Origin of the sequence: Rhizobium atlanticum, assembly GCF_030182485.1 — a bacterium.
GTDB lineage: Bacteria > Pseudomonadota > Alphaproteobacteria > Rhizobiales > Rhizobiaceae > Rhizobium.
Genome location: NZ_JAQJCJ010000005.1, coordinates 67,671 through 87,520, shown reverse-complemented (window position 1 = coordinate 87,520; position 19,850 = coordinate 67,671). Strand labels below are relative to the sequence as shown.

The window sequence follows — 19,850 nt, the reverse complement described above, 5'->3', positions numbered from 1 at the left end:
GCGCAAACCTAAGGCCAGTCCGCATAACCCGAGGAAAGCATGCTGTTTTCCGAGCCGGCGGAAGCACGGGCGATCTCACGGTAGCCGGCGGGGGAAAGGCCGGTTTTGCGCTTGAAGAAATGGCTGAAATAGGTCGGGTCGCGAAAGCCGAGGCTGTCGGAGATTTCCTGGATGTTGCGGGCCGAACGCTCCAATCTCAGCTTTGCCTCCTGCACCACGCGCTCGTGCAGAAGCTGGATCGGCGAGCGGCCGAGCGTCCTCTGACAAATCGAATGCAGGCGGTCGGCGGTGACGCCCAATTCCGCGGCATAATCGCTGATCGGCCGGTGCTGGCGGAAACCGGCCTCGACCAGCTGGCGATAACGCTGCAGGATCGATCCGGTTTCGCCCTGCCCACGCGGCTCGCTTCTTTCGCTGTCGCTGCCGCGCCACAGCGTCATCAGGATCAGCCTGAGATAGGCCGAGACCACCATCCAGGAGGCCCGGGAGGGATCGCCGAGTTCCCGCACGAAGCCCGAAATCAATGGACTCATTTCGGCCACCAGCAAGGGATCCCGTGCCTCGACCAGCTTGCGCTGCTCGGTGAGGAGGCGCAGCGAGTAGGATTCCACCTTGTCGCCAATCGCGTCGACCATGATCTGCGCCGAGGCGCCGATGACATGGGCGGCACTCCCGGCAGCAATCGACAGATCGCAGCGTGCCTGCGGCGGCAGGAAGGCAAGCAGCGGCCCGTGCAGCGGCCGATCTTCGCCGCTGTCGAAATGAAGGTCGGCGGCGCCATCGCCGAGCAGCAAGAAATGATGGAAATCGGCATACAGCCCTTTTTGCAGACGGATGCGCCGATGCGACAGCGCCGGCGCATGCCACTCGCCCCTGGCATAGTGATGAATGCCTCCGTCCGTAGCCAAAACCGCTCCTTCGCTTCTGTCAAATAGTGCCGCAGTCGCCAGATAATTACAATATTAACCCAATAAATCGCATTCCATCCGTAAACGATCGGCGTAACTTATTGTCATCAGCCTTTGGGAGGAGGCATTTCATAGACACCGGAACGCTTAAGCGGCCTCCAGGCCGGCGCGTCCGCTCGTCTTCTCCCGTGGCAATAATGCGGCGTCAGCACTTGGCGCCAGCATGTGACAAATGGGTGAAACCGTGTTTTCGGCAAAGCTGATGATCAACAACGAGGCGATGGATGCTTCCGAGGGGGCCACCTTCGAACGCATCGATCCGCTGACCGGCGATGTCGCGACGATCGCTCCGGCAGGATCCGTCGCCGACATGACGCGGGCCGCCAATGCCGCCGCTGCCGCCTTTCCCGATTGGTCGCAGACCGGCCCCGGGGAACGGCGCAAGCTGCTCAATGCCGCCGCCGAACTTCTCGATGCCCGTGCGCCGGAACTGGTTGCCGCCATGACCGGCGAAACCGGCGCCACGACGCAATGGGCGGCGATCAATTGCCGGCTCGGCGCCGATATTTTCCGCGAGGCGGCGGCGATGACCACGCAAATCTCGGGCGAGCTCATTCCATCGGGCATTCCCGGAAACCTTGCCATGGCGGTGCGCCAGCCGGCCGGCGTCTGCGTCGGCATCGCGCCCTGGAATGCGCCCATTATTCTCGGCACCCGCGCCGTCGCCATGCCGCTTGCCTGCGGCAACACCGTCGTCCTGAAAGCCTCCGAACTCTGCCCCAAGACCCATGGCCTGATCGGCGACATCCTGCGTGACGCCGGTTTTCCCCCCGGCGTCGTCAATGTCGTTTCCAATGCGCCGAGCGATGCCGCTGCCGTCGTCGACACCCTGATCGCCCATCCGGCCGTGCGCCGCATCAACTTCACCGGCTCCACCCGCGTCGGCAGGATCATCGCGGAAACGGCGGCGCGGCATCTGAAGCGCTGCCTGCTCGAACTCGGCGGCAAGGCGCCGTTCATCGTGCTGGCCGATGCCGATATCGACGAGGCGGTGGGGGCTGCCGCCTTCGGCGCCTTCATGAACCAGGGCCAGATCTGCATGTCCACCGAGCGGATCATCCTGATGGACGAGATCGCCGACAGCTTCGTCGGCAAATTCCGGGCGAAGGCCGAAACCCTCGTTGCGGGCCATCCCGGGGACGGCAATACGCCGCTCGGCACGCTGATCAACGCCGAAGCGGCGCGGCGTGTGAAGTCGCTCGTCGACGATGCCCTGCAGAAGGGCGCGGTGCTCGTCTGCGGCGGCCGGCCCAACGGCACGCTGATGGATGCAACTGTCATCGATCACGTGACGCCTGCCATGCGCATCTACCGCGAAGAGAGTTTCGGGCCGGTGGCGGCGATCCTCCGGGTACGCAGCGTCGACGAGGCGGTGACGGTTGCCAACGACAATGAATACGGGCTCTCGGCGGCGGTTTTCAGTGCCGACGTCAATGCGGCAATGGCCGTTGCCATGCGGCTTGAATCCGGCATCTGCCACATCAACGAGGCCACGGTTTCCGACGAGCCGCAAATGCCGTTCGGCGGCGTCAAATCAAGCGGCTACGGTCGCTTCGGCGGCAAGGCCGCAATCGACGAATTCACCGAGCTCAGATGGATCACCATGGCATCGGGGAAACGACGCTACCCGATCTGAGTCCGGATCGGGATGAACACAGGAAACGGGCTGGGAGGCCCGCATCAAGAGGGAGGAACGATTTCATGAACGGCATTTTCCGCAACGGCAAACTCAACGCGGCGTCTCTCACCCGCCGCTCTTTCATCGCATCGGCTGCCGCAGGCAGTGCAGCGCTGGCGCTTTCCGGCCGCACGACTTTCGCCCAAGGCGGCGATACGCTGAAGGTCGGCTTCATCAGCCCGCGCACCGGCCCTCTCGGCGGCTTCGGCGAGACCGACGGCTATGTGCTGGAACTTGCGCGCAAGGCGCTGGCGAACGGCCTGCAGGCGGGCGGCAAGACCTGGAAGGTGGAGATACTCGACCAGGACACCCAGTCCGACCCCTCGCGCGCCGGCCAGCTGGCGAAGGACCTGATCAACAATGAGGCGATCGACCTGATGCTCGCCGTCTCGACGCCCGAAACCATCAATCCGGTGGCCGATGCCTGCGAGGCGGCAGGCATTCCTTGCCTCTCTACCGTGATGCCCTGGGAAGCCTGGTATTTCGGCCGCGGCGCCAAGCCCGGCGCGCCCTCGCCGTTCAAGTGGACCTACCATTTCGGTTTCGGCGTCGAAGAGTTCCACAAGGCCTATGTCTCGCAGTGGAACCTGATCGAGACCAACAAGAAGGTCGGCGTCATGTATCCGAACGATGCCGACGGCAATGCGATCCGCGCGCATCTGGCGCCCGCACTTGCCAAGGCGGGTTTCACCATCGTCGATCCCGGCGCCTATGAAACCGGGACCACCGATTTTTCGGCGCAGATCGCTCTCTTCCGGCAGGAAGGTGTGGAGATCTTCAACTCCTTCCCGATCCCACCCGATTTCGCCGCCTTCTGGCGTCAGGCGGCGCAGCAGGGTCTGACTCAGCAGATCAAGATCTGCCAGGTCGCCAAGACGGGCCTCTTTCCATCCGACATCGAGGCGCTCGGCGATCTCGGCCTCAACATCGGCAGCGCCGCCTACTGGCACAAGGCCTTCCCTTACAAATCCACGCTGACCGGCGTCTCCGGAACCGAACTCGCCGACGGCTATGAAACGGCAAGCGGCAAGCAGTGGACGCAGCAGCTCGGCGCCAGCCTGGCGCTGCTCGACGCCGGCTTCGATGCGCTGAAGGCGAGCACCGACGTCAAGAACAAGGAGGCGGTGGCCAAGGCGCTCGCCACGCTGAAGACCACGACGATCGCCGGCAAGGTCGACTTCACCAGCGGTCCCGTCGCCAATGTTTCTCCCGGGCCGATCATCGGCACGCAGTGGGTGAAGGCACCGGAGGGCTCGAAATTCGCGCTCGACTACGTCGTCACCGAAAACGCCACCGACCCCAACGTTCCGGTCGGCGCCAAGCTCACCGCCTATAACGGATAACAACAGTGCAGAGGCAAGAAGCTCAAAGACGGCCGGGGGAAGCTTTTCTCTCGGCCAGGGGGATCCACAAGCGGTTCGGCGCGCTTTTCGTGCTGGAGAACCTAGATTTCTCCATGGGCGATGGCGAGGCGGTCGGCATCGTCGGGCCGAACGGCGCGGGCAAGACGACGCTGCTCAGCGTGCTCGCCGGCGCCTACCCGCCGAGTGCGGGAAGCATCACCTTCGATGGCGCCGACGTTACCAGCCGGACGGCGGCGGAACGCTGCCGGTCAGGTCTCGTGCGGACGCATCAGATCCCCAAACCCTTCAGCGGCATGACGACCTTCGAAAATGTCTTCGTCGCCGCCTCGCACGGCAATGCGGCAAGCCGCGACGAGGCCTATGAGCGGGTGGTGGATTCACTGTCGCTCTGCGGCATGCTCGGGGTCGCCAACCGCCAGGCCGACACGCTCGGCCTGCTCGATCGCAAACGGCTGGAACTTGCCCGTGCGCTCGCCACCCAGCCGCGGCTGCTGCTGCTCGACGAAATCGGCGGCGGACTGACCGATGGCGAAGCGAGCGAACTCGTCGAAGCCATCCTGGAATTGCGCCGCCGCGGCATAGGCATCGTCTGGATCGAGCATATCGTTCATATCCTGCTGCAGGTAGCCGAACGGCTGATCTGCATGGATGCCGGCCGGATCATCGCCGATGGCGAACCCAAGAGTGTCATGAGCGATGCGGAAGTGGTCAAGGCCTATCTTGGAGGGACGCCGGCATGAGCCTTCTTTCCGTCCAGAATCTTGACGTCCGCCACGGCTTGCTCCAGGCGGTGCGCGGGGTCAGCTTCGATATCGCTAAAGGCGAGGTGCTGGCGCTGGTCGGCGCCAACGGCGCCGGCAAGACGACGCTGCTCCGATCAATCGCCGGCGCCCATCTGCCCTCCTCCGGCCGCGTCCTTCTCGATGATGAAGACCTGGCTGCCGTCCCCTCCCACAAGCGGATCGCCAAGGGCATCGCCCTGGTGCCGGAAGGCCGGCGCCTGTTTTCGCAGATGACGGTGGAAGAGAACCTGCTTCTTGGCAAGAGCTGCGGGCGCAACGGCGAGTGGAGCATCGACCGCATTCTGGACGCCTTTCCTAACCTGAAACCCCGCCGTCACGCCAAGACCGGGCACCTCTCCGGCGGGGAACAGCAGGCGACCGCCATCGGCCGGGCGCTGATGAGCAATCCCGATATTCTTCTCCTGGACGAGGTCTCGCTCGGGCTTTCGCCTCTGGTCGTCGACCGCGTCTATGCCCAGTTGCAGGCGCTGCTGACTTCGGGAACGACCATCGTGCTGGTCGAGCAGGATCTCGGCCGCGCCATGAGTGTCGCAAGCCGCATCATCTGCATGCTGGAAGGCCGCATCGTGCTCGACAGGCCGGCAGCCGCCGTCACCCGCGACGAGGTCACCAAGTCCTATTTCGGACTGCACCGGACAGCCGGCGAAAGGAGCGCATCATGATCAACACCCTGATCCAGGGCCTCCTGCTTGGCGGTTATTACGCCGTCATCGCCTGCGGATTGTCCTTCATGTTTTCGGTCATGCGGATCATCAATCTCGCGCATGGGAGCCTGGCGGTCGCCGCCGCCTACGGGCTGTGGCTGCTCGCCGCCAAGGCCGGCATTCCACCTTTCGCCGGCTTATTGATCGTGCTGCCCGTCATGGCGGTAATCGGCTGGCTGCTGCAGCGCTTCATCCTCGAACGCAGCGCCCGCGGCGGCACGCTGCTGCCGATCCTGACGACCTTCGGCCTGTCGATCGTCATCGACAATCTGCTGTTCGAACAGTTCGGCGCCGACACACGATCGCTCGCGCCCTTCATCGGCAATCTCTCCTATGCATCCTGGCAGCTGCCCGGCCACATCTTCGTCGGCAAGCTTGCCGTGATGATGATGGTAACGGCGATCCTCATTCTCGGCGGGCTGCAATTCTTCCTCGGCCGATTTGCATTGGGCCGCGCCATCCGCGCGACGGCCGAAGATCCGGATACGGCGGGACTCGTCGGCATCGATGCGCGCAGGGTGAATTCGGTGGCGACCGCCATCACCATGGTCACGATCGGCATTGCCGGCGCCTTTCTCGGCATGCGGGCGACCTTCAGCCCCTATGCCGGCGGCCCGCAGCTTCTCTTTGCCTTCGAGGCCGCGGTCATCGGCGGAGCCGGATCGCTCTGGGGCACGCTTGCCGGCGGCATCATCCTCGGCCTTGCCCAATCGCTCGGCGCGCAATTGCATCCGCAAGGCTTTCTGATCGGCGGCCATGCCGTGTTCCTGCTGGTGCTTTTCATCCGGCTGTCGCGCTCCCGCCTGCCGGTTCTCGACAAGATAGCAGCACTTCTGAAACCCGGCGCCCTCCTCAATCTTCGCGCACGCCATCGGAGCCCGACATGACCCCCAATACGAGCTTCGCCTCCAACGGAATATCGATCGAGCGCTGGACGACCTCGTCGCGGGTGGCGCTCGCCTCCATGGCCGTGGTGTTTGCGCTGCTGATCCTTGCGCCGGCCGTGCTCGGCGCCGGTGCGATCGACCGGATGACGGCCCTGTTCATCTATGTGATCCTGGCCGCCATGTGGAATGCGCTTGCCGGTTTCGGCGGGCTGGTCTCGGTCGGCCAGCAGGTGTTCTTCGGCCTCGGCGCCTATTTCACCATTCGGCTCGCCGATGCGGGGCTCGATCCTTTCGTCTCGGTCTTTGCCGCCGCGATCGTGACCGGCGCATTGTCGATCCCGCTTTCGCTGTTCATGCTGCGGCTGAAGGGCGGCGAGTTTGCGATCGGCATGTGGGTCGTGGCCGAACTCGCGCACCTGCTCGTCAATCTCGACCGGCTGATCCAGGGGGAAACCGGAACCTCGCTGATTTCGCTCAACGTCTATGACAGCGGCACGCGGCGGGCGGCGATCTACTGGCTGGCGCTTGCATCCATGGCCGCCCTGCTCGGCGCGCTGTTCATGCTGATGCGCAGCCGCGCGGGCGCGGCGATGCAGGCGATCCGCGACAATGAGGAGGCGGCGACCTCGGTCGGCGTGCGGGTAACCGCCACCAAGCGGCTGCTCTTCATGCTCGCTGCCTTCGGCATCGCGATTGCCGGCGGCCTGTGGCTTGCAACCGCCACGACCTTCCAACCGAAGACCTATTTCAGCGTCCAGTGGACGGCCTACATGATCTTCATGGTGCTGGTCGGCGGGATCGGCAAATTCGAGGGCGCCATCCTCGGCGCCATCCTGTTTTTCGTGATCGAGACTTTCTTCGGCAGCGCCGGCGTCTGGTATCTGATCGGGCTTGGCGCCACCGCGCTGATCTTCTCGCTCTACCTGCCGCGCGGCCTCTGGGGCGAAATCGAGCGCCACTTCAACCTCCAGCTTCTGCCCGTGGGCTATCGGCTGAAATTGCCCGGCCCGACGAAAATCAAATGGAAAGAATGAACCGACCTGCTTCCCGGTTTTCTTGCGACCAGTCTTCTTGCGAAAGGTAAAATCCATGCTTTTTGGTAAAACAATCCTGGTGACCGGCGTCGCCTCCGGCATCGGCGCCCGGACGGCTGATCTGGCCGGCCAGATGGGCGCCGAGGTCATCGGCGTCGATGTGCGCGAACCGGCACATGGAAGTGCCGCCTTCATCAAGGGCGATCTCTCCACGCCATCGGGCGTTGCCGAAATCGCAGCGCAGCTGCCGATGCGTCTCGATGCGCTCGCCAATGTCGCCGGCCTTTCCGGCAATACCGGCGTCGTCTCGACGCTCGCCGTCAATTTCTACGGGCTACGCGCGCTGTCGGAAGCCATCGCACCGCGCCTGCGCGAAGGCGGCGCCATCGTCAACGTCGCCTCGATCGCCGGTTACGGCTGGCGGGCCAATTTCGAGCGGGCCAAATTGCTGACCTCGATCGAAGGCTTTCCGGATGTCGCGGCCGTTGTCGCCGAACACGGCCTCAAGGACGAGCAAGGTTATCCGCTCTCCAAGGAACTGCTGCTGCTCTGGACCATGCGCGCGGCCCACCAACCCTTGTTCAAGAACCGCGGCATCCGCGTCAATGCGGTGAGCCCCGGGCCGGTGGAAACACCCATCCTCAAGCAGTTCCGCGCCGTGCTCGGCGACGCCAGGGTCGACAGCGATATCACCCGCGTCGGCCGTGCCGGCACATCGGCCGATATCGCGCCCGCCGTGCTCTTCCTCTGCTCGGATGGCGCACGCTGGATCAACGGCGCCAATCTTGCCGCCGACGGCGGCCTCGAAGCCTCCATCAACGCCGACGTGCTCGGCTTCTAATTCTTTCCAGGAGACCCACGATGAATATTTCCCTACTGATAGACGGCGCAGACCGGACAGCCTCCGGCGGCCGGACCTATGACCGCATCGATCCCTTCACGGAGAAGCTTGCGAGCCGCGCCGCCGCTGCAAGCCTGGAGGATGTTGCCGCCGCCGTCGGCGCCGCCTCGGCTGCCTTCGGCGCGTGGTCGAAGACCGGACCCGGCCAGCGCCGCGCCATCCTGATGAAGGCCGCCGATATCATGGATTCGAAAGTGGCTGAGTTTACCCGGCTGATGATCGAGGAGACCGGCGCTACCGCGCCCTGGGCCGGCTTCAACGTCATGCTCGCTGCCAACATCCTGCGCGAGGCGGGCGCCATGACGACGCAGATTTCAGGCGAAATCATCCCTTCCGACAAGCCCGGATCGCTTTCCATGGGCGTTCGCCAGGCGGCCGGCGTGTGCCTGGCGATCGCGCCCTGGAATGCACCCGTCATCCTCGCCACCCGCGCCATCGCAATGCCGATCGCCTGCGGCAACACTGTTATCCTCAAGGCATCCGAACAATGCCCGGGCACGCACCGGCTGATCGCTACGGCGCTGACCGAAGCGGGGCTGCCGGCGGGCGTCATCAATGTTCTCACCAATGCGCCGGAGGATGCGCCGGAGATCGTCGCAGCACTCATCGCCCATCCGGCCGTCAGGCGCGTCAATTTCACCGGCTCGACCAAGGTCGGCAGGATCATCGCCGAGACCTGTGGCAAATATCTCAAGCCTGCTCTGCTCGAGCTCGGCGGCAAGGCACCGCTCGTCGTTCTCCACGACGCCGACATCGACGGCGCCGTCAATGCCGCGATTTTCGGCGCCTTCATGCATCAGGGCCAGATCTGCATGTCGACGGAGCGGATCATCGTCGACACGGCGATCGCCGATCAGTTCGTGGCTAAACTGGCCGCCCGCGCCAGCCAGTTGCCGGCCGGTGACCCGCGCGGTCATGTCGTTCTCGGCTCGCTGATCAGCCTCGATGCCGCCAGGAAGATGGAGGAGCTGATCACTGATGCCACCGCCAAGGGCGCAAAACTCGTGGCCGGCGGCAAGCGCTCCGGCACCGTGGTCGAGGCGACGCTGCTCGATCACGTCACCCCTGACATGCGCGTCTATTCGGAAGAATCCTTCGGCCCGGTCAAGCCGATTATTCGCGTCTCCGGCGAGGAGGAAGCTATCCGCGTTGCCAACGATACCGAATACGGCCTGTCATCCGCCGTCTTCAGCCGCAACATCCAGCGGGCGATGGCGGTTGCGGCGCGCATCGAATCCGGCATCTGCCACGTCAACGGCCCGACGCTGCACGACGAGGCGCAAATGCCCTTCGGCGGCGTCAAAGGCAGTGGCTACGGCCGCTTCGGCGGCAAGGCAGCGATTGCCGAATTCACCGACCTGCGCTGGATCACGGTGGAGGATTCTGCCCAGCACTATCCCTTCTGAGAGGTCGGGCAGCGCCGGCGAAATTTCCGAGGGGGCGAGCGCCATTACAATGCCGTGGTGGGTGACCTGGCGCGGTGCTGTCTCAAACCTGACGTCAGCGAATTCCCAGTGTCGGAATGGCTGTCACTGGCGAGCGCCGCATCAGGGCACGAATCCACGCAATCAGCTCGCTAGAGCGACGGCGTCTCTTCCAGCAGCTCTCGGACGAAATCGAACATGCCGTGGCGGCGGTCGCGGCGCAGGCGTTCGGCCTTGACGATCGACTGGACGGCGTCGAAGGCGGTGTTGAGATCGTCATTGACGATGACATAATCATATTCGCGCCAGTGGGCGATCTCGGCGCGGCTGTTGGCCAGACGCGTCTGAATCACCTCCTCGGAATCCTCGGCACGGCGATGCAGCCGCGACTGGAGCTCCGTCATGGTCGGCGGCAGCACGAAGATCGAGACGACGTCGGCCGACATCTTCTCCTGCAACTGCTGGGCGCCCTGCCAATCGATATCGAAGAGCATGTCGCGGCCTTCGGCCATGGCCTGCTCGACCGGCTCGCGCGGCGTGCCGTAGAAATTGCCATGCACTTCGGCCCATTCGAGCAGCGCGTCGCTATCGCGCAACCGCTCGAACTCGCGCACACTCTTGAAATGGTAATGCACGCCTTCGACTTCGCTCGGGCGGCGCTGGCGCGTGGTGACGCTGACGGAGAGGCCGATATGCTTGTCGGTCTCCAGAAGCGTGCGCGCAATCGTGGACTTGCCTGCGCCCGACGGCGACGAAATGACAAGCATCAGACCGCGGCGGGCGATCTGCACGGGCGAGGATTTCGCCGGTTTCATGTCCTACTCCAAATTCTGGACCTGCTCGCGGAACTGGTCGATCACGACTTTCAGCTCAATGCCGGCGGCGGTGACCGCCGAGGCATTCGACTTCGAGCAGATGGTATTCGATTCGCGGTTAAATTCCTGTGCAAGGAAGTCCAGCCGGCGCCCGGCAGGCCCGCCTTTCGCCAGGAGATCGCGCGCGGCGGCGATATGCGCCTTCAGACGATCGATTTCTTCGCGCAGATCCGCCTTGGTCGCCAACAAAGCGGCCTCCGCGTGCAGCCTGTCACGGTCGAGGGCGGCCATGCCGTCCATCAGCAAGGCAACCTGTGCCGCAAGCCGGGCCGCGATCTCCGCCGGCGAACGTGAGGGATCCATCTCGATCGTCCGCGTCAGGCTCTCGATCGTCGCGACATGATCGAGAAGGATGCGGGAAAGCGCCGCGCCTTCCTGTGCGCGCATTGCCTTGAGATCGGCAAGCGCGGCGAGCAGCCCAGCGCTAATATCTGCATCACGGGCGGCAAGCGCCTCCTCGCCATCCTCGCCTTCACGGAACTCCACGATGCCGCGCACGAGAAGCAGCGTATCGAGCTTCAAAGGCGCCGGATCGATCACATCAACCAGTTGTTCGCGCATGGCGAGCACGGCAGCGAGCGCCTCTTTGTTCAGAAGTGCCTCGAAACGGTTCTCGTCGGCGGTGACCGACAGCGATGCCTGCAGGTTGCCGCGGCTGAAGGTTTCGCCGGCAAGGCGGCGGACCTCCGCCTCCATGCGTTCGAGACCGGGCGGCAGGCGCAGGCGCAGGTCGAAACCCTTGCCGTTGACCGAGCGCAGTTCCCACGCCCAACGCCAGCGGCCGCTCGTTCCCTCGCGCCGCGCAAAACCGGTCATCGACTGCAAAGCCATGCGAGCCTCCCGAAACTGTCAGTTGATCTTCTTTTTCTTCGGCGGCACGACGGTCGCGCCGTTTTCGCCCGGCTGCTCTTCCGGCTGGCCGTCGACGGCGATATTCGGATCCGAACCCTTGTCGGCCTCGAGCTTACGCCAACGCTTGACGTTGGCATTGTGCTCCTCGAGCGTAGCGGCAAAAACGTGACCGCCGGTGCCGTCGGCGACGAAATAGAGATCCTGGGTTTTCCAAGGGTTGGCGACGGCTTCCAGCGCATCCTTCCCGGGATTGGCGATCGGCGTCGGCGGCAGGCCCTTGATGACATAGGTATTGTAAGGCGTGTCCCGTTTCAGATCCGATTGGTAGATCGGCCGGTCGGCCGGTTTTCCCTCGCCACCGAACAGCCCATAGATGATCGTTGGATCGGACTGCAGGCGCATGCCCTTGCCAAGCCGGTTCAGGAACACCGAAGCGACATGGGCACGTTCGTCGGGAATGCCGGTCTCCTTTTCGACGATCGAAGCGAGCGTCACGAATTCTTCTTTGGTTCGCAGCGGCAGCGAGGAGTCGCGCTTATCCCAGATCTGGTCGACCAGCTTCTGCTGTGCAGCCGCCATCTGTTCGATGATTTCCGAGCGCTTGGTGCCGCGCGAGAATTTGTAGGTGTCCGGACGCAGGCTACCTTCGGCCGGTAGTGCGGCCGGCAAGTCGCCTTCCAGAACCGGATCCTGCAGCATGCGGTCGAACATCTGGCGGACCGTCAGGCCTTCCGGAAAGGACACCGAATAGAGGATGGACTTGCCCGATTTTAGCAGCTCCATGATATCGCTCATGGAGGCTCTCGCCTTGATCTCATATTCGCCGGCCTTCAAGCTCTCGCCGGCGGAAAGATGAGTCGCCGTCAGATATCGAAAGATGCGGGCATCGGAGATGATCGCGTTGCGCTCAAGGTTCGAGGCGATTTCGGCGAGACCCGCACCGTTGCGGACGATGAAATTGGTGTTGGTCTGCAGCGGGCCCGGGCTCTGATAGGTCGAGGTCGCGTAGTAGAAGCCGATGACGGCGAGGACGCAGACCAGCACAGTCATCGTCATGATGAAGTTCAGGAAAAGGACGATCTGGCTGCGAGCGTTCTTAGAGCGTTTCGGCGGCTCGGGAACACGTTCCGGACGCAGGGCTTCGCTCGGCGACTTCGGGATGATCGGTCCCTTCTGCGCCTGGGTATCGTTGCTCTGGTTCGTCGTATCGCTCACCGGCAATCCTCTATAACTCGGCCGTCATTTCGCTATTTCGCGAAGCAATGCGGCAAAAAGCAGGTTCTGCCACCGTTCAACGAAGCCGCTGCCGGTCCTTGTGCTTTCACACGGCCTGCTACGACGGGACCCTTACTGTGCGTAGCGGCGCAGCACGAGCGATGCGTTCGTACCGCCGAATCCGAACGAGTTGGACAGCGCCACATCGATTTCTCGCTCACGAGCCTTGTGCGGAACAAGATCGATCGCCGTCTCGCGTTCGGGATTGTCGAGATTGAGCGTCGGCGGCGCGATATTGTCACGGATTGCAAGTGTCGCGAAGATCGCCTCGATCGCGCCGGCAGCACCGAGAAGGTGTCCCGTCGCCGACTTGGTCGAGGACATGGAGATCTTCGACGCCGCGTTGCCGACCAGGCGCTCGACCGCCCCGAGCTCGATCGTGTCGGCCATAGTCGAAGTACCGTGGGCGTTGATGTAATCGATATCGGCAGGCGTCAGTCCGGCGCGCTTCAGCGCCATCGCCATGCAGCGGCCGGCACCCTCGCCGTCTTCAGAGGGCGCGGTAATATGGTAGGCGTCGCCCGACAGGCCATAGCCGACGATCTCGGCGTAGATCTTGGCGCCGCGCGCTTTGGCATGCTCCAGCTCTTCGAGCACGACAATGCCGGCACCCTCGCCCATGACGAATCCGTCACGATCACGGTCATAGGGGCGCGAAGCCTTCTGCGGATCGTCATTGTGCTGGGTCGACAGCGCCTTGCAGGCGGCAAATCCAGCCAGCGAAATACGGCTGACGGGAGATTCCGTGCCGCCGGCGACCATGACATCGGCGTCACCAAGCGCGATCAGCCGCGCGGCATCGCCGATCGCATGCGCACCTGTCGAGCAGGCGGTGACGACCGAATGATTGGGTCCGCGCAGCTTGTGACGGATGGAAACCTGACCGGAGACGAGATTGATCAGGCGCCCCGGAATGAAGAAGGGGGAGATGCGGCGCGGGCCTTTGTCGCGCAGGGTGTAACCTGCCTCGACGATGCCTTCGATGCCGCCGATGCCGGAGCCGATCAAAACGCCGGTGGCAATCTGATCCTCATCCGTCTCGGGATGCCAGCCGGCATCGGCAAGCGCCATATCGGCGGCGGCCATGCCGAAGATGATGAAGGGATCGACCTTGCGCTGTTCTTTCGGCTCCATCCACTGATCGGCATTGAAGGTGCCGTCGGTACCGTCACCGATCGGGATACGGCAGGCGATCTTGGCGGGAAGGTCGTCGACTTCGAATTCGGTGACCAGGCGGGCGCCGTTCTGGCCGGCAAGCAGCCGCGACCACGTCACCTCAGTTCCGCATCCCAAGGGTGATACCATGCCGGTACCGGTGATGACGACACGTCTCATCGCGTGCTTTCCCCCGTCTCTTATGTTCTATGGAGAAATATGCCGAAAAGAAAAGGGCGGACTCCAGGCCCGCCCTTTCTCAAATATATAGGATCAGGCCTGGGCCTTCTCAATAAATTTCACCGCATCGCCGACCGTCAGGATCGAGTCGGCAGCGTCATCGGGGATTTCAACGCCGAATTCTTCTTCGAAAGCCATGACAAGTTCGACCGTGTCGAGCGAGTCAGCGCCCAGATCGTCGATAAAGCTGGCGCTCTCGACGACCTTGTCGGCATCGACGCCAAGATGATCAATAACAATTTTCTTTACGCGTTCTGCGATATCGCTCATGTCGGTTTCCTCGACCTTATGTCCTGATCGGAGTGCCGTTGCGGCACCCTTACCCTGTTTCAGCCTGCGATGTTTTCAGACATCCTCGGCAAACTCATTTACCCGGCTTCAGAGATGTCCCAGGCTTGCGAAAAGCCAGCCGGTCCGTCTGCTTTCTCGGGACGACTGTTCAAAGTCATTGGCCCGCTTAACATGGTTTAAGTCTGCCGCAAAGCCAGAAAATCAACGCTTCGTGATTGCTCAACATGCTATTGCGGGAAATATCTCCGTGCCGACAGTTTGTCGTTTCAGATCATCGCCATGCCGCCGTTTACGTGCAGCGTCTGGCCGGTCATGTAGGCGGCTTCGGAGGATGCAAGGTAAGCAACAGCCGAAGCGACCTCGCCGCCCGTGCCCATGCGCTTCATCGGGATCGCCCCCATGATCGCTTCCTTCTGCTTGTCGTTCAGCTTGCCGGTCATGGCGCTTTCGATGAAGCCGGGCGCGACGCAGTTGACCGTCACGTTACGGGTGGCAATTTCCTGCGCCAAGGACTTGGTGAAGCCGATCATGCCGGCCTTGGAGGCGCAGTAGTTGGCCTGCCCCGGATTGCCGGTGACGCCGACGACGGAGGTGATGTTGATGATACGGCCATAGCGGCGGCGCATCATCGGATGCGTTAACTCGCGCGTCAGGCGGAAGGTCGCCGTCAGATTGACCTCGAGGACCGCATCCCAGTCCTCGTCGCTCATGCGCACGAACAGGCCGTCCTTGGTGATGCCGGCATTGTTGACGAGAATATCGACACCCTCGAGATCGGCCTCGGCCTTCTGGCCGAGCGCCTTGACCTCGTCACGGTCCGACAAGTTGGCCGGAAAGATCTTGACGCGCTCGCCGAGCTCGGCCGCCAGCGTTTCCAGCTTCTCGACACGGGTGCCGTGCAGACCGACGATGGCGCCCTGCTTATGAAGAAGGCGGGCGATTTCCTCGCCGATACCACCCGATGCGCCGGTGACGAGAGCCTTGCGGCCGGAAAGGTCGAACATGGGAAGGTTCCTTATATCTGGAGATATCAATCAGGCCATGAGGGCGGCGACGGTCGCGTCGATATCCGAAGGACCATTGACCGAGACGCCGTTGATCGTCTTATCGATGCGGCGGGCAAGGCCGGTCAGCACTTTGCCGGAACCAAGCTCGTAAAGCGTCGTGACGCCGTTTGCCGCAAACCATTCCACCGTCTCGCGCCAGCGGACCTGACCTGTCACCTGCTCGACCAGGAGGCTGGCGATCTCGTCGGCGCCGGTCACTGGCGCCGCGCGGACATTGGCGATCAGGGGCACGGCGGGAGCGGACTTGGCAACCGTTGCCAGCGCCGCGCGCATGGCCTCGGCCGCAGGCGCCATCAGCTTGGAATGGAAAGGAGCGGAGACCGGCAGCAGGATGGCGCGCTTGGCGCCCTTGTCGGTCGCAAGGCCGGCGGCCTTTTCGACGGCTGCCTTCTCGCCCGAGATGACGATCTGGCCGCCGCCATTGTCGTTGGCGATCTGGCAGGCGCCGGTAGCGGCGGCCTCCTCGCAAACGGCAACGACGTCGGCATGTTCGAGGCCGATGATCGCGGCCATGGCGCCGACGCCGACAGGGACGGCCGCCTGCATGGCATTGCCGCGAATACGCAGCAGCCGCGCCGTATCCGCGAGCGAAAAGGTGCCGGCGGCGCAAAGCGCCGAATATTCGCCAAGCGAGTGGCCGGCGACATAGGCGACCTTGGACTTAAGATCCACCCCCTTGGCCTGAAGAACACGGACGACGGCGATTGATACCGCCATCAGCGCCGGCTGGGCGTTCGCCGTCAAGGTCAACGTGTCCTCAGGACCGTTGAACATGACGTCGGAAAGCTTTTCACCAAGTGCCTCATCAACCTCTTCGAAAACGGCGCGGGCTTCGGCGAAATTCCCGGAGAGATCCTTGCCCATGCCGACGGCCTGGCTGCCCTGGCCGGGAAAAGTGAAAGCGATGGTCATGTTCATGTCCCTGACTATGCCCCTCAAGGCTGTTTTGCCTCCAATTGACATTCTTTCCGGCAGAGTCAAGTGGCGCTCCATTCTCCGCAAAGCCTTTCGCGCCCGCGCAAAAGCCCGGATTTTGCTCTTGCGCTCCGTTAAATCCAGCCTAGATTCACCCAGACCCTTCCAAGGCTTCCCTCTCTCTCCCAAGGTTTTCCATGAAGTACAATTCCCTAGGCCGAACCGACATTACCGTTTCAGAAATCTGCCTTGGCACCATGACCTGGGGCTCGCAGAACAGCGAAGCCGACGCTCATGCGCAGATGGACTACGCCGTCGAGAAGGGCGTCAATTTCTTCGATACCGCCGAACTCTACCCGACCACGCCGGTTTCGCCCGAAACACAGGGCTGGACTGAAAACTATATCGGTAGCTGGTTCAGCAAGTCCGGCAAGCGCCGAAATATCGTGCTTGCGACCAAGGTCGCCGGCCGCGGCCGCGATTATCTGCGCGGCGGCGAAGGCGCGGACGCAAAGAACATCCGCCTGGCGCTCGAGGCCAGCCTGAAGCGGCTGAGGACCGATTACATCGACCTCTATCAGGTCCACTGGCCGAACCGCGGCCATTTCCACTTCCGCCAGAACTGGAGCTACAATCCCTTCACCCAGGATCGAGACCAGGCCGTCGCCAATATGCTCGAAATCCTGGAAACACTGGGCGCGCTGGTGAAGGAAGGGAAGATCCGGGCGATCGGCCTTTCCAACGAGACTACCTGGGGCATCCAGAAATATCTGACGCTCTCAGAACAGAAGGGCCTGCCGCGCGTTGCCAGCGTCCAGAACGAGTACAATCTGCTCTACCGCCATTTCGACCTCGACCTTGCCGAACTCTCGCATCACGAGGATGTCGGGCTGCTTGCCTATTCGCCGCTCGCCGGCGGCATCCTGACCGGCAAATATATCGATGGTCTGAGGCCGAAGGGTTCACGCGCGTCGATCAATCCTGATATTGGCGGCCGGTTGCAGCCCCTGCAGGAGCCGGCCACCAGGGCTTATCTGGCGCTCGCAGCCCAGTACGGCCTCAATCCGACAGTCATGGCGCTCGCCTTCTGCCGATCGAGGCCCTTCATGACGTCGGTCATCATCGGCGCGACGTCGATGGAGCAGCTCGATACTGACCTGAGTTCCGTCAATCTCAATCTGTCGATCGAGGTTTTGGCTGAAATCGAAAAGGTTCACCGCCAGTACCCGATGCCGATGTGAGGCAAACGGACAGCCCGCAATCGATGAGGCCATTCGCAGTCGGATTCCCTCGCGGTCGAGCGTACATCGCCTGGCCTCGCACCACGAACTGCAACGACGAGTTTACGCTCCGGAGGCAATTTCGCTTCTCCGTTCTCGGCATTTCAGCTAGATTTGTATAGCTCTGGCAGCGCCGCAGGAACGCTCACCCCCGTGGAACGGAAGCTCGCAGTGATACTTGCCGGCGACGTTGCCGGTTACAGTCGCCTTGTTGCAGCCAACGAGGAAGACGCCCTTGCGACACTCAGTGTCTATGGCGCCACCATCGGTGATCTGGTGCGCGAGCATGGCGGGCGGATTTTCGGCAGCGCCGGAGATAGCATGATCGCCGAATTCCACAGCGCAGTACAGGGCGTCCGTGCAGCCGTCGCGATCCAGCGCGCCCTCCATCGCCGAAATGCTGACCTGCCTGTGGATCGACGCATGGAGTTCCGCCTTGGGCTCAACCTTGGCGATGTCGTCGTCTCCGGAGACAACTTGCTTGGCGACGGCGTGAACGTCGCCGCCCGTCTTCAAGAAGTGGCGCTGCCTTCAGGTATCTGCATTTCCGGCGCTTTGCGTGAGCAGATCGAGGGCAAGCTGGACTTTCCGCTCGTGTCGATGGGCGATCGCACACTGAAAAACATTCCCCGTCCGGTGCCCGTGCATCGGGTTGACTGGAGCCGCGAGGACCCTATCGAGGCGGGGGTGCTCGGCGGGCCACTCAGACTGCCTGACAAACCCTCGATCGCCGTATTACCCTTCGTCAACATGTCCGATGACCCTGAGCAGGAGTACTTCGCCGATGGCTTGACCGAAGACATAATAACGGCGCTCTCGCTTTATCGCTGGTTTTTCGTCATCGCTCAGAACTCGTCCTTTGTGTTTAAGGGGCGCGCGGTTGATGTGAAGCAAATCGGGCGCGATCTCGGCGTGCGCTACATCGTAGAAGGCAGCGTGCGCAGGGCCGGGATGCGGGTTCGCGTCACAGGCCAGCTGATCGAGGCGGAAAGCGGCGTGCACCTCTGGGCACAACGCTACGACCGTGAGATCGCCGATATCTTCGCCATTCAGGACGAACTCACCCAAAACGTCGTCGGTGCCATAGAGCCTGAAATCCTTATCGGCGAGAGCCGCCGTGCGCTGCTGCGAACCACGGACAACCTCGACGCCTACGAGAGCCACATGCGCGGAACCTGGCTGCACAACGCACAGGATACGGCCGAACATTTCATCGAGGCCATCAACTGGCATCGGCGAGCCATCGAGCTCGATCCCAGCTTTGCGCGCGCCCACATGATGTTGGCCCGCTCGCTCTACGCCCGCTGTCTTCGCGGCTTCAGCGACGACGTCGACAGGGACAGTACTGAACTTCGCGTCGAGGCAGAACGTGCTGTCGCGCTCGACCCGCGCGATCCCTACTCTCATTATGTTATGTGCCTCAGCCATTTTGCGGCCCATAACGCTCCAGCCGCGGTCGAGGCGTCCCAGCAGGCGATCGATCTCAACCCCAATTTTGCACTGGCGCATATGGCGCTCGGATGGGCTCGCATTTTCACCGGCCATTTCGCCGAAGCCTGCGACCCGCTCCACATGGCCCTGCGGCTCAGTCCGCATGACCCCTTTACCTTTCTCTTTTTCGACCGACTGGCTTTGTCTCACTACCATCTCGGCAATTACGAGGAGGCCGTTCACTATTCCGAACGCGGACTGTCGCTGCGTCGCGCTTATTTCAACCGACTCGTGCTCCTCGCGAGTCTAGGACAGCTCGATCGCCACGATGAAGCACGGCGGCTAATACCGGAAATTCTAGCGCACGCACCGATGGACCTCGAACACTACTGGAAGTTCCTGACACCATATGTCGCCGCCAACCACTACGACCATTTCGTTGACGGTTTACGCAAAGCAGGACTATCTTTGTTGAACTCGCCGCGAGAACAATGCTGACTGCCCCTTGCGTTTCGCGCGAAAATCCGTATAAGCGCGCCTGTTCGTTAACCCGGTCTTCTGGCTGGTGGCTGAACGGAGGGCCGGTTTCCTGTCTGGAAATCGTTCGGAACGGAAGCGTTCCAGCCTCCCGTGTCTCCGCTCTCGACCGTCTCGGAAACGCTTTTCTTGCCTGGGTCCGCCCAATCAGGAGCAGTCGTTGAGGCTT

At 62.6% G+C, this 19,850-nt stretch carries 18 protein-coding genes; 10 read left to right on the top strand and 8 right to left on the bottom strand.

Going from position 1 to position 19,850, the window contains the following annotated elements:
- Positions 1–8: 8 nt before the first annotated feature.
- Complete coding sequence (locus PH551_RS09305; protein ID WP_285192773.1) at positions 9–908, bottom strand: helix-turn-helix transcriptional regulator; 900 nt, start codon at positions 906–908, stop codon at positions 9–11.
- Between the two features lie 232 nt (positions 909–1,140).
- Between PH551_RS09305 and PH551_RS09300 the strand changes: the two genes are divergently transcribed.
- From PH551_RS09300 to PH551_RS09265, 8 genes are all read left to right on the top strand, one after another.
- A complete protein-coding gene (locus tag PH551_RS09300; RefSeq protein ID WP_285192772.1) occupies positions 1,141–2,604 on the top strand; it encodes an aldehyde dehydrogenase in 1,464 nt (487 codons plus the stop codon).
- Between the two features lie 65 nt (positions 2,605–2,669).
- On the top strand, positions 2,670–3,989 hold the full coding sequence (locus PH551_RS09295) for an ABC transporter substrate-binding protein (protein ID WP_285192771.1): 1,320 nt from the start codon (positions 2,670–2,672) through the stop codon (positions 3,987–3,989).
- Between the two features lie 5 nt (positions 3,990–3,994).
- A complete protein-coding gene (locus PH551_RS09290; RefSeq protein ID WP_285192770.1) occupies positions 3,995–4,750 on the top strand; it encodes an ABC transporter ATP-binding protein in 756 nt (251 codons plus the stop codon).
- Positions 4,747–5,475 carry an ABC transporter ATP-binding protein gene (locus PH551_RS09285; RefSeq protein WP_285192768.1) on the top strand — a complete coding sequence of 243 codons (729 nt, stop codon included), beginning with the start codon at positions 4,747–4,749 and terminating at the stop codon, positions 5,473–5,475. The genes PH551_RS09290 and PH551_RS09285 overlap by 4 nt, the downstream gene beginning before the upstream one ends.
- The gene (locus PH551_RS09280; protein ID WP_285192767.1) at positions 5,472–6,404 is read left to right on the top strand and encodes a branched-chain amino acid ABC transporter permease; all 933 of its coding nucleotides are present in this window, start codon (positions 5,472–5,474) and stop codon (positions 6,402–6,404) included. Before PH551_RS09285 ends, PH551_RS09280 begins: the two co-directional genes overlap by 4 nt.
- Positions 6,401–7,438, top strand: a complete 1,038-nt coding sequence (locus tag PH551_RS09275; RefSeq protein ID WP_285192766.1) for a branched-chain amino acid ABC transporter permease — start codon at positions 6,401–6,403, stop codon at positions 7,436–7,438. Before PH551_RS09280 ends, PH551_RS09275 begins: the two co-directional genes overlap by 4 nt.
- 55 nt (positions 7,439–7,493) lie before the next feature.
- The gene (locus PH551_RS09270; protein ID WP_285192765.1) at positions 7,494–8,279 is read left to right on the top strand and encodes a coniferyl-alcohol dehydrogenase; all 786 of its coding nucleotides are present in this window, start codon (positions 7,494–7,496) and stop codon (positions 8,277–8,279) included.
- A 20-nt stretch (positions 8,280–8,299) separates the two neighbouring features.
- Positions 8,300–9,745: an aldehyde dehydrogenase gene (locus PH551_RS09265; protein ID WP_285192764.1), complete on the top strand. Its 1,446-nt coding sequence runs from the start codon at positions 8,300–8,302 to the stop codon at positions 9,743–9,745.
- A gap of 170 nt (positions 9,746–9,915) precedes the next feature.
- Here PH551_RS09265 and gmk read toward each other — a convergent pair whose 3' ends face one another.
- From gmk to fabD, 7 genes are all read right to left on the bottom strand, one after another.
- Entirely contained in the window at positions 9,916–10,578 is a 663-nt protein-coding gene (gmk, locus tag PH551_RS09260; RefSeq protein ID WP_064810043.1) for a guanylate kinase, read from the bottom strand.
- 3 nt (positions 10,579–10,581) lie between these two features.
- Entirely contained in the window at positions 10,582–11,469 is an 888-nt protein-coding gene (locus tag PH551_RS09255) for a YicC/YloC family endoribonuclease (RefSeq protein ID WP_285192763.1), read from the bottom strand.
- An 18-nt stretch (positions 11,470–11,487) separates the two neighbouring features.
- Positions 11,488–12,705, bottom strand: a complete 1,218-nt coding sequence (mltG, locus tag PH551_RS09250; RefSeq protein ID WP_285192762.1) for an endolytic transglycosylase MltG — start codon at positions 12,703–12,705, stop codon at positions 11,488–11,490.
- Positions 12,706–12,837: 132 nt separating this feature from the next.
- Positions 12,838–14,100, bottom strand: coding sequence for a beta-ketoacyl-ACP synthase II (gene fabF, locus PH551_RS09245; protein WP_285192761.1), 1,263 nt, complete (start codon positions 14,098–14,100; stop codon positions 12,838–12,840).
- 93 nt (positions 14,101–14,193) lie between these two features.
- Positions 14,194–14,430: an acyl carrier protein gene (locus PH551_RS09240; protein WP_003547058.1), complete on the bottom strand. Its 237-nt coding sequence runs from the start codon at positions 14,428–14,430 to the stop codon at positions 14,194–14,196.
- A 287-nt stretch (positions 14,431–14,717) separates the two neighbouring features.
- A complete protein-coding gene (gene fabG, locus PH551_RS09235; RefSeq protein WP_285192760.1) occupies positions 14,718–15,455 on the bottom strand; it encodes a 3-oxoacyl-[acyl-carrier-protein] reductase in 738 nt (245 codons plus the stop codon).
- 30 nt (positions 15,456–15,485) lie between these two features.
- Positions 15,486–16,430 (bottom strand): ACP S-malonyltransferase, encoded by a 945-nt coding sequence (gene fabD, locus PH551_RS09230; RefSeq protein WP_285192759.1) that lies wholly within the window; start codon positions 16,428–16,430, stop codon positions 15,486–15,488.
- Between the two features lie 200 nt (positions 16,431–16,630).
- Between fabD and PH551_RS09225 the strand changes: the two genes are divergently transcribed.
- A complete protein-coding gene (locus PH551_RS09225; protein ID WP_285192758.1) occupies positions 16,631–17,674 on the top strand; it encodes an aldo/keto reductase in 1,044 nt (347 codons plus the stop codon).
- 192 nt (positions 17,675–17,866) lie between these two features.
- A complete protein-coding gene (locus PH551_RS09220) occupies positions 17,867–19,642 on the top strand; it encodes an adenylate/guanylate cyclase domain-containing protein (RefSeq protein WP_285192757.1) in 1,776 nt (591 codons plus the stop codon).
- Positions 19,643–19,850: the final 208 nt, after the last annotated feature.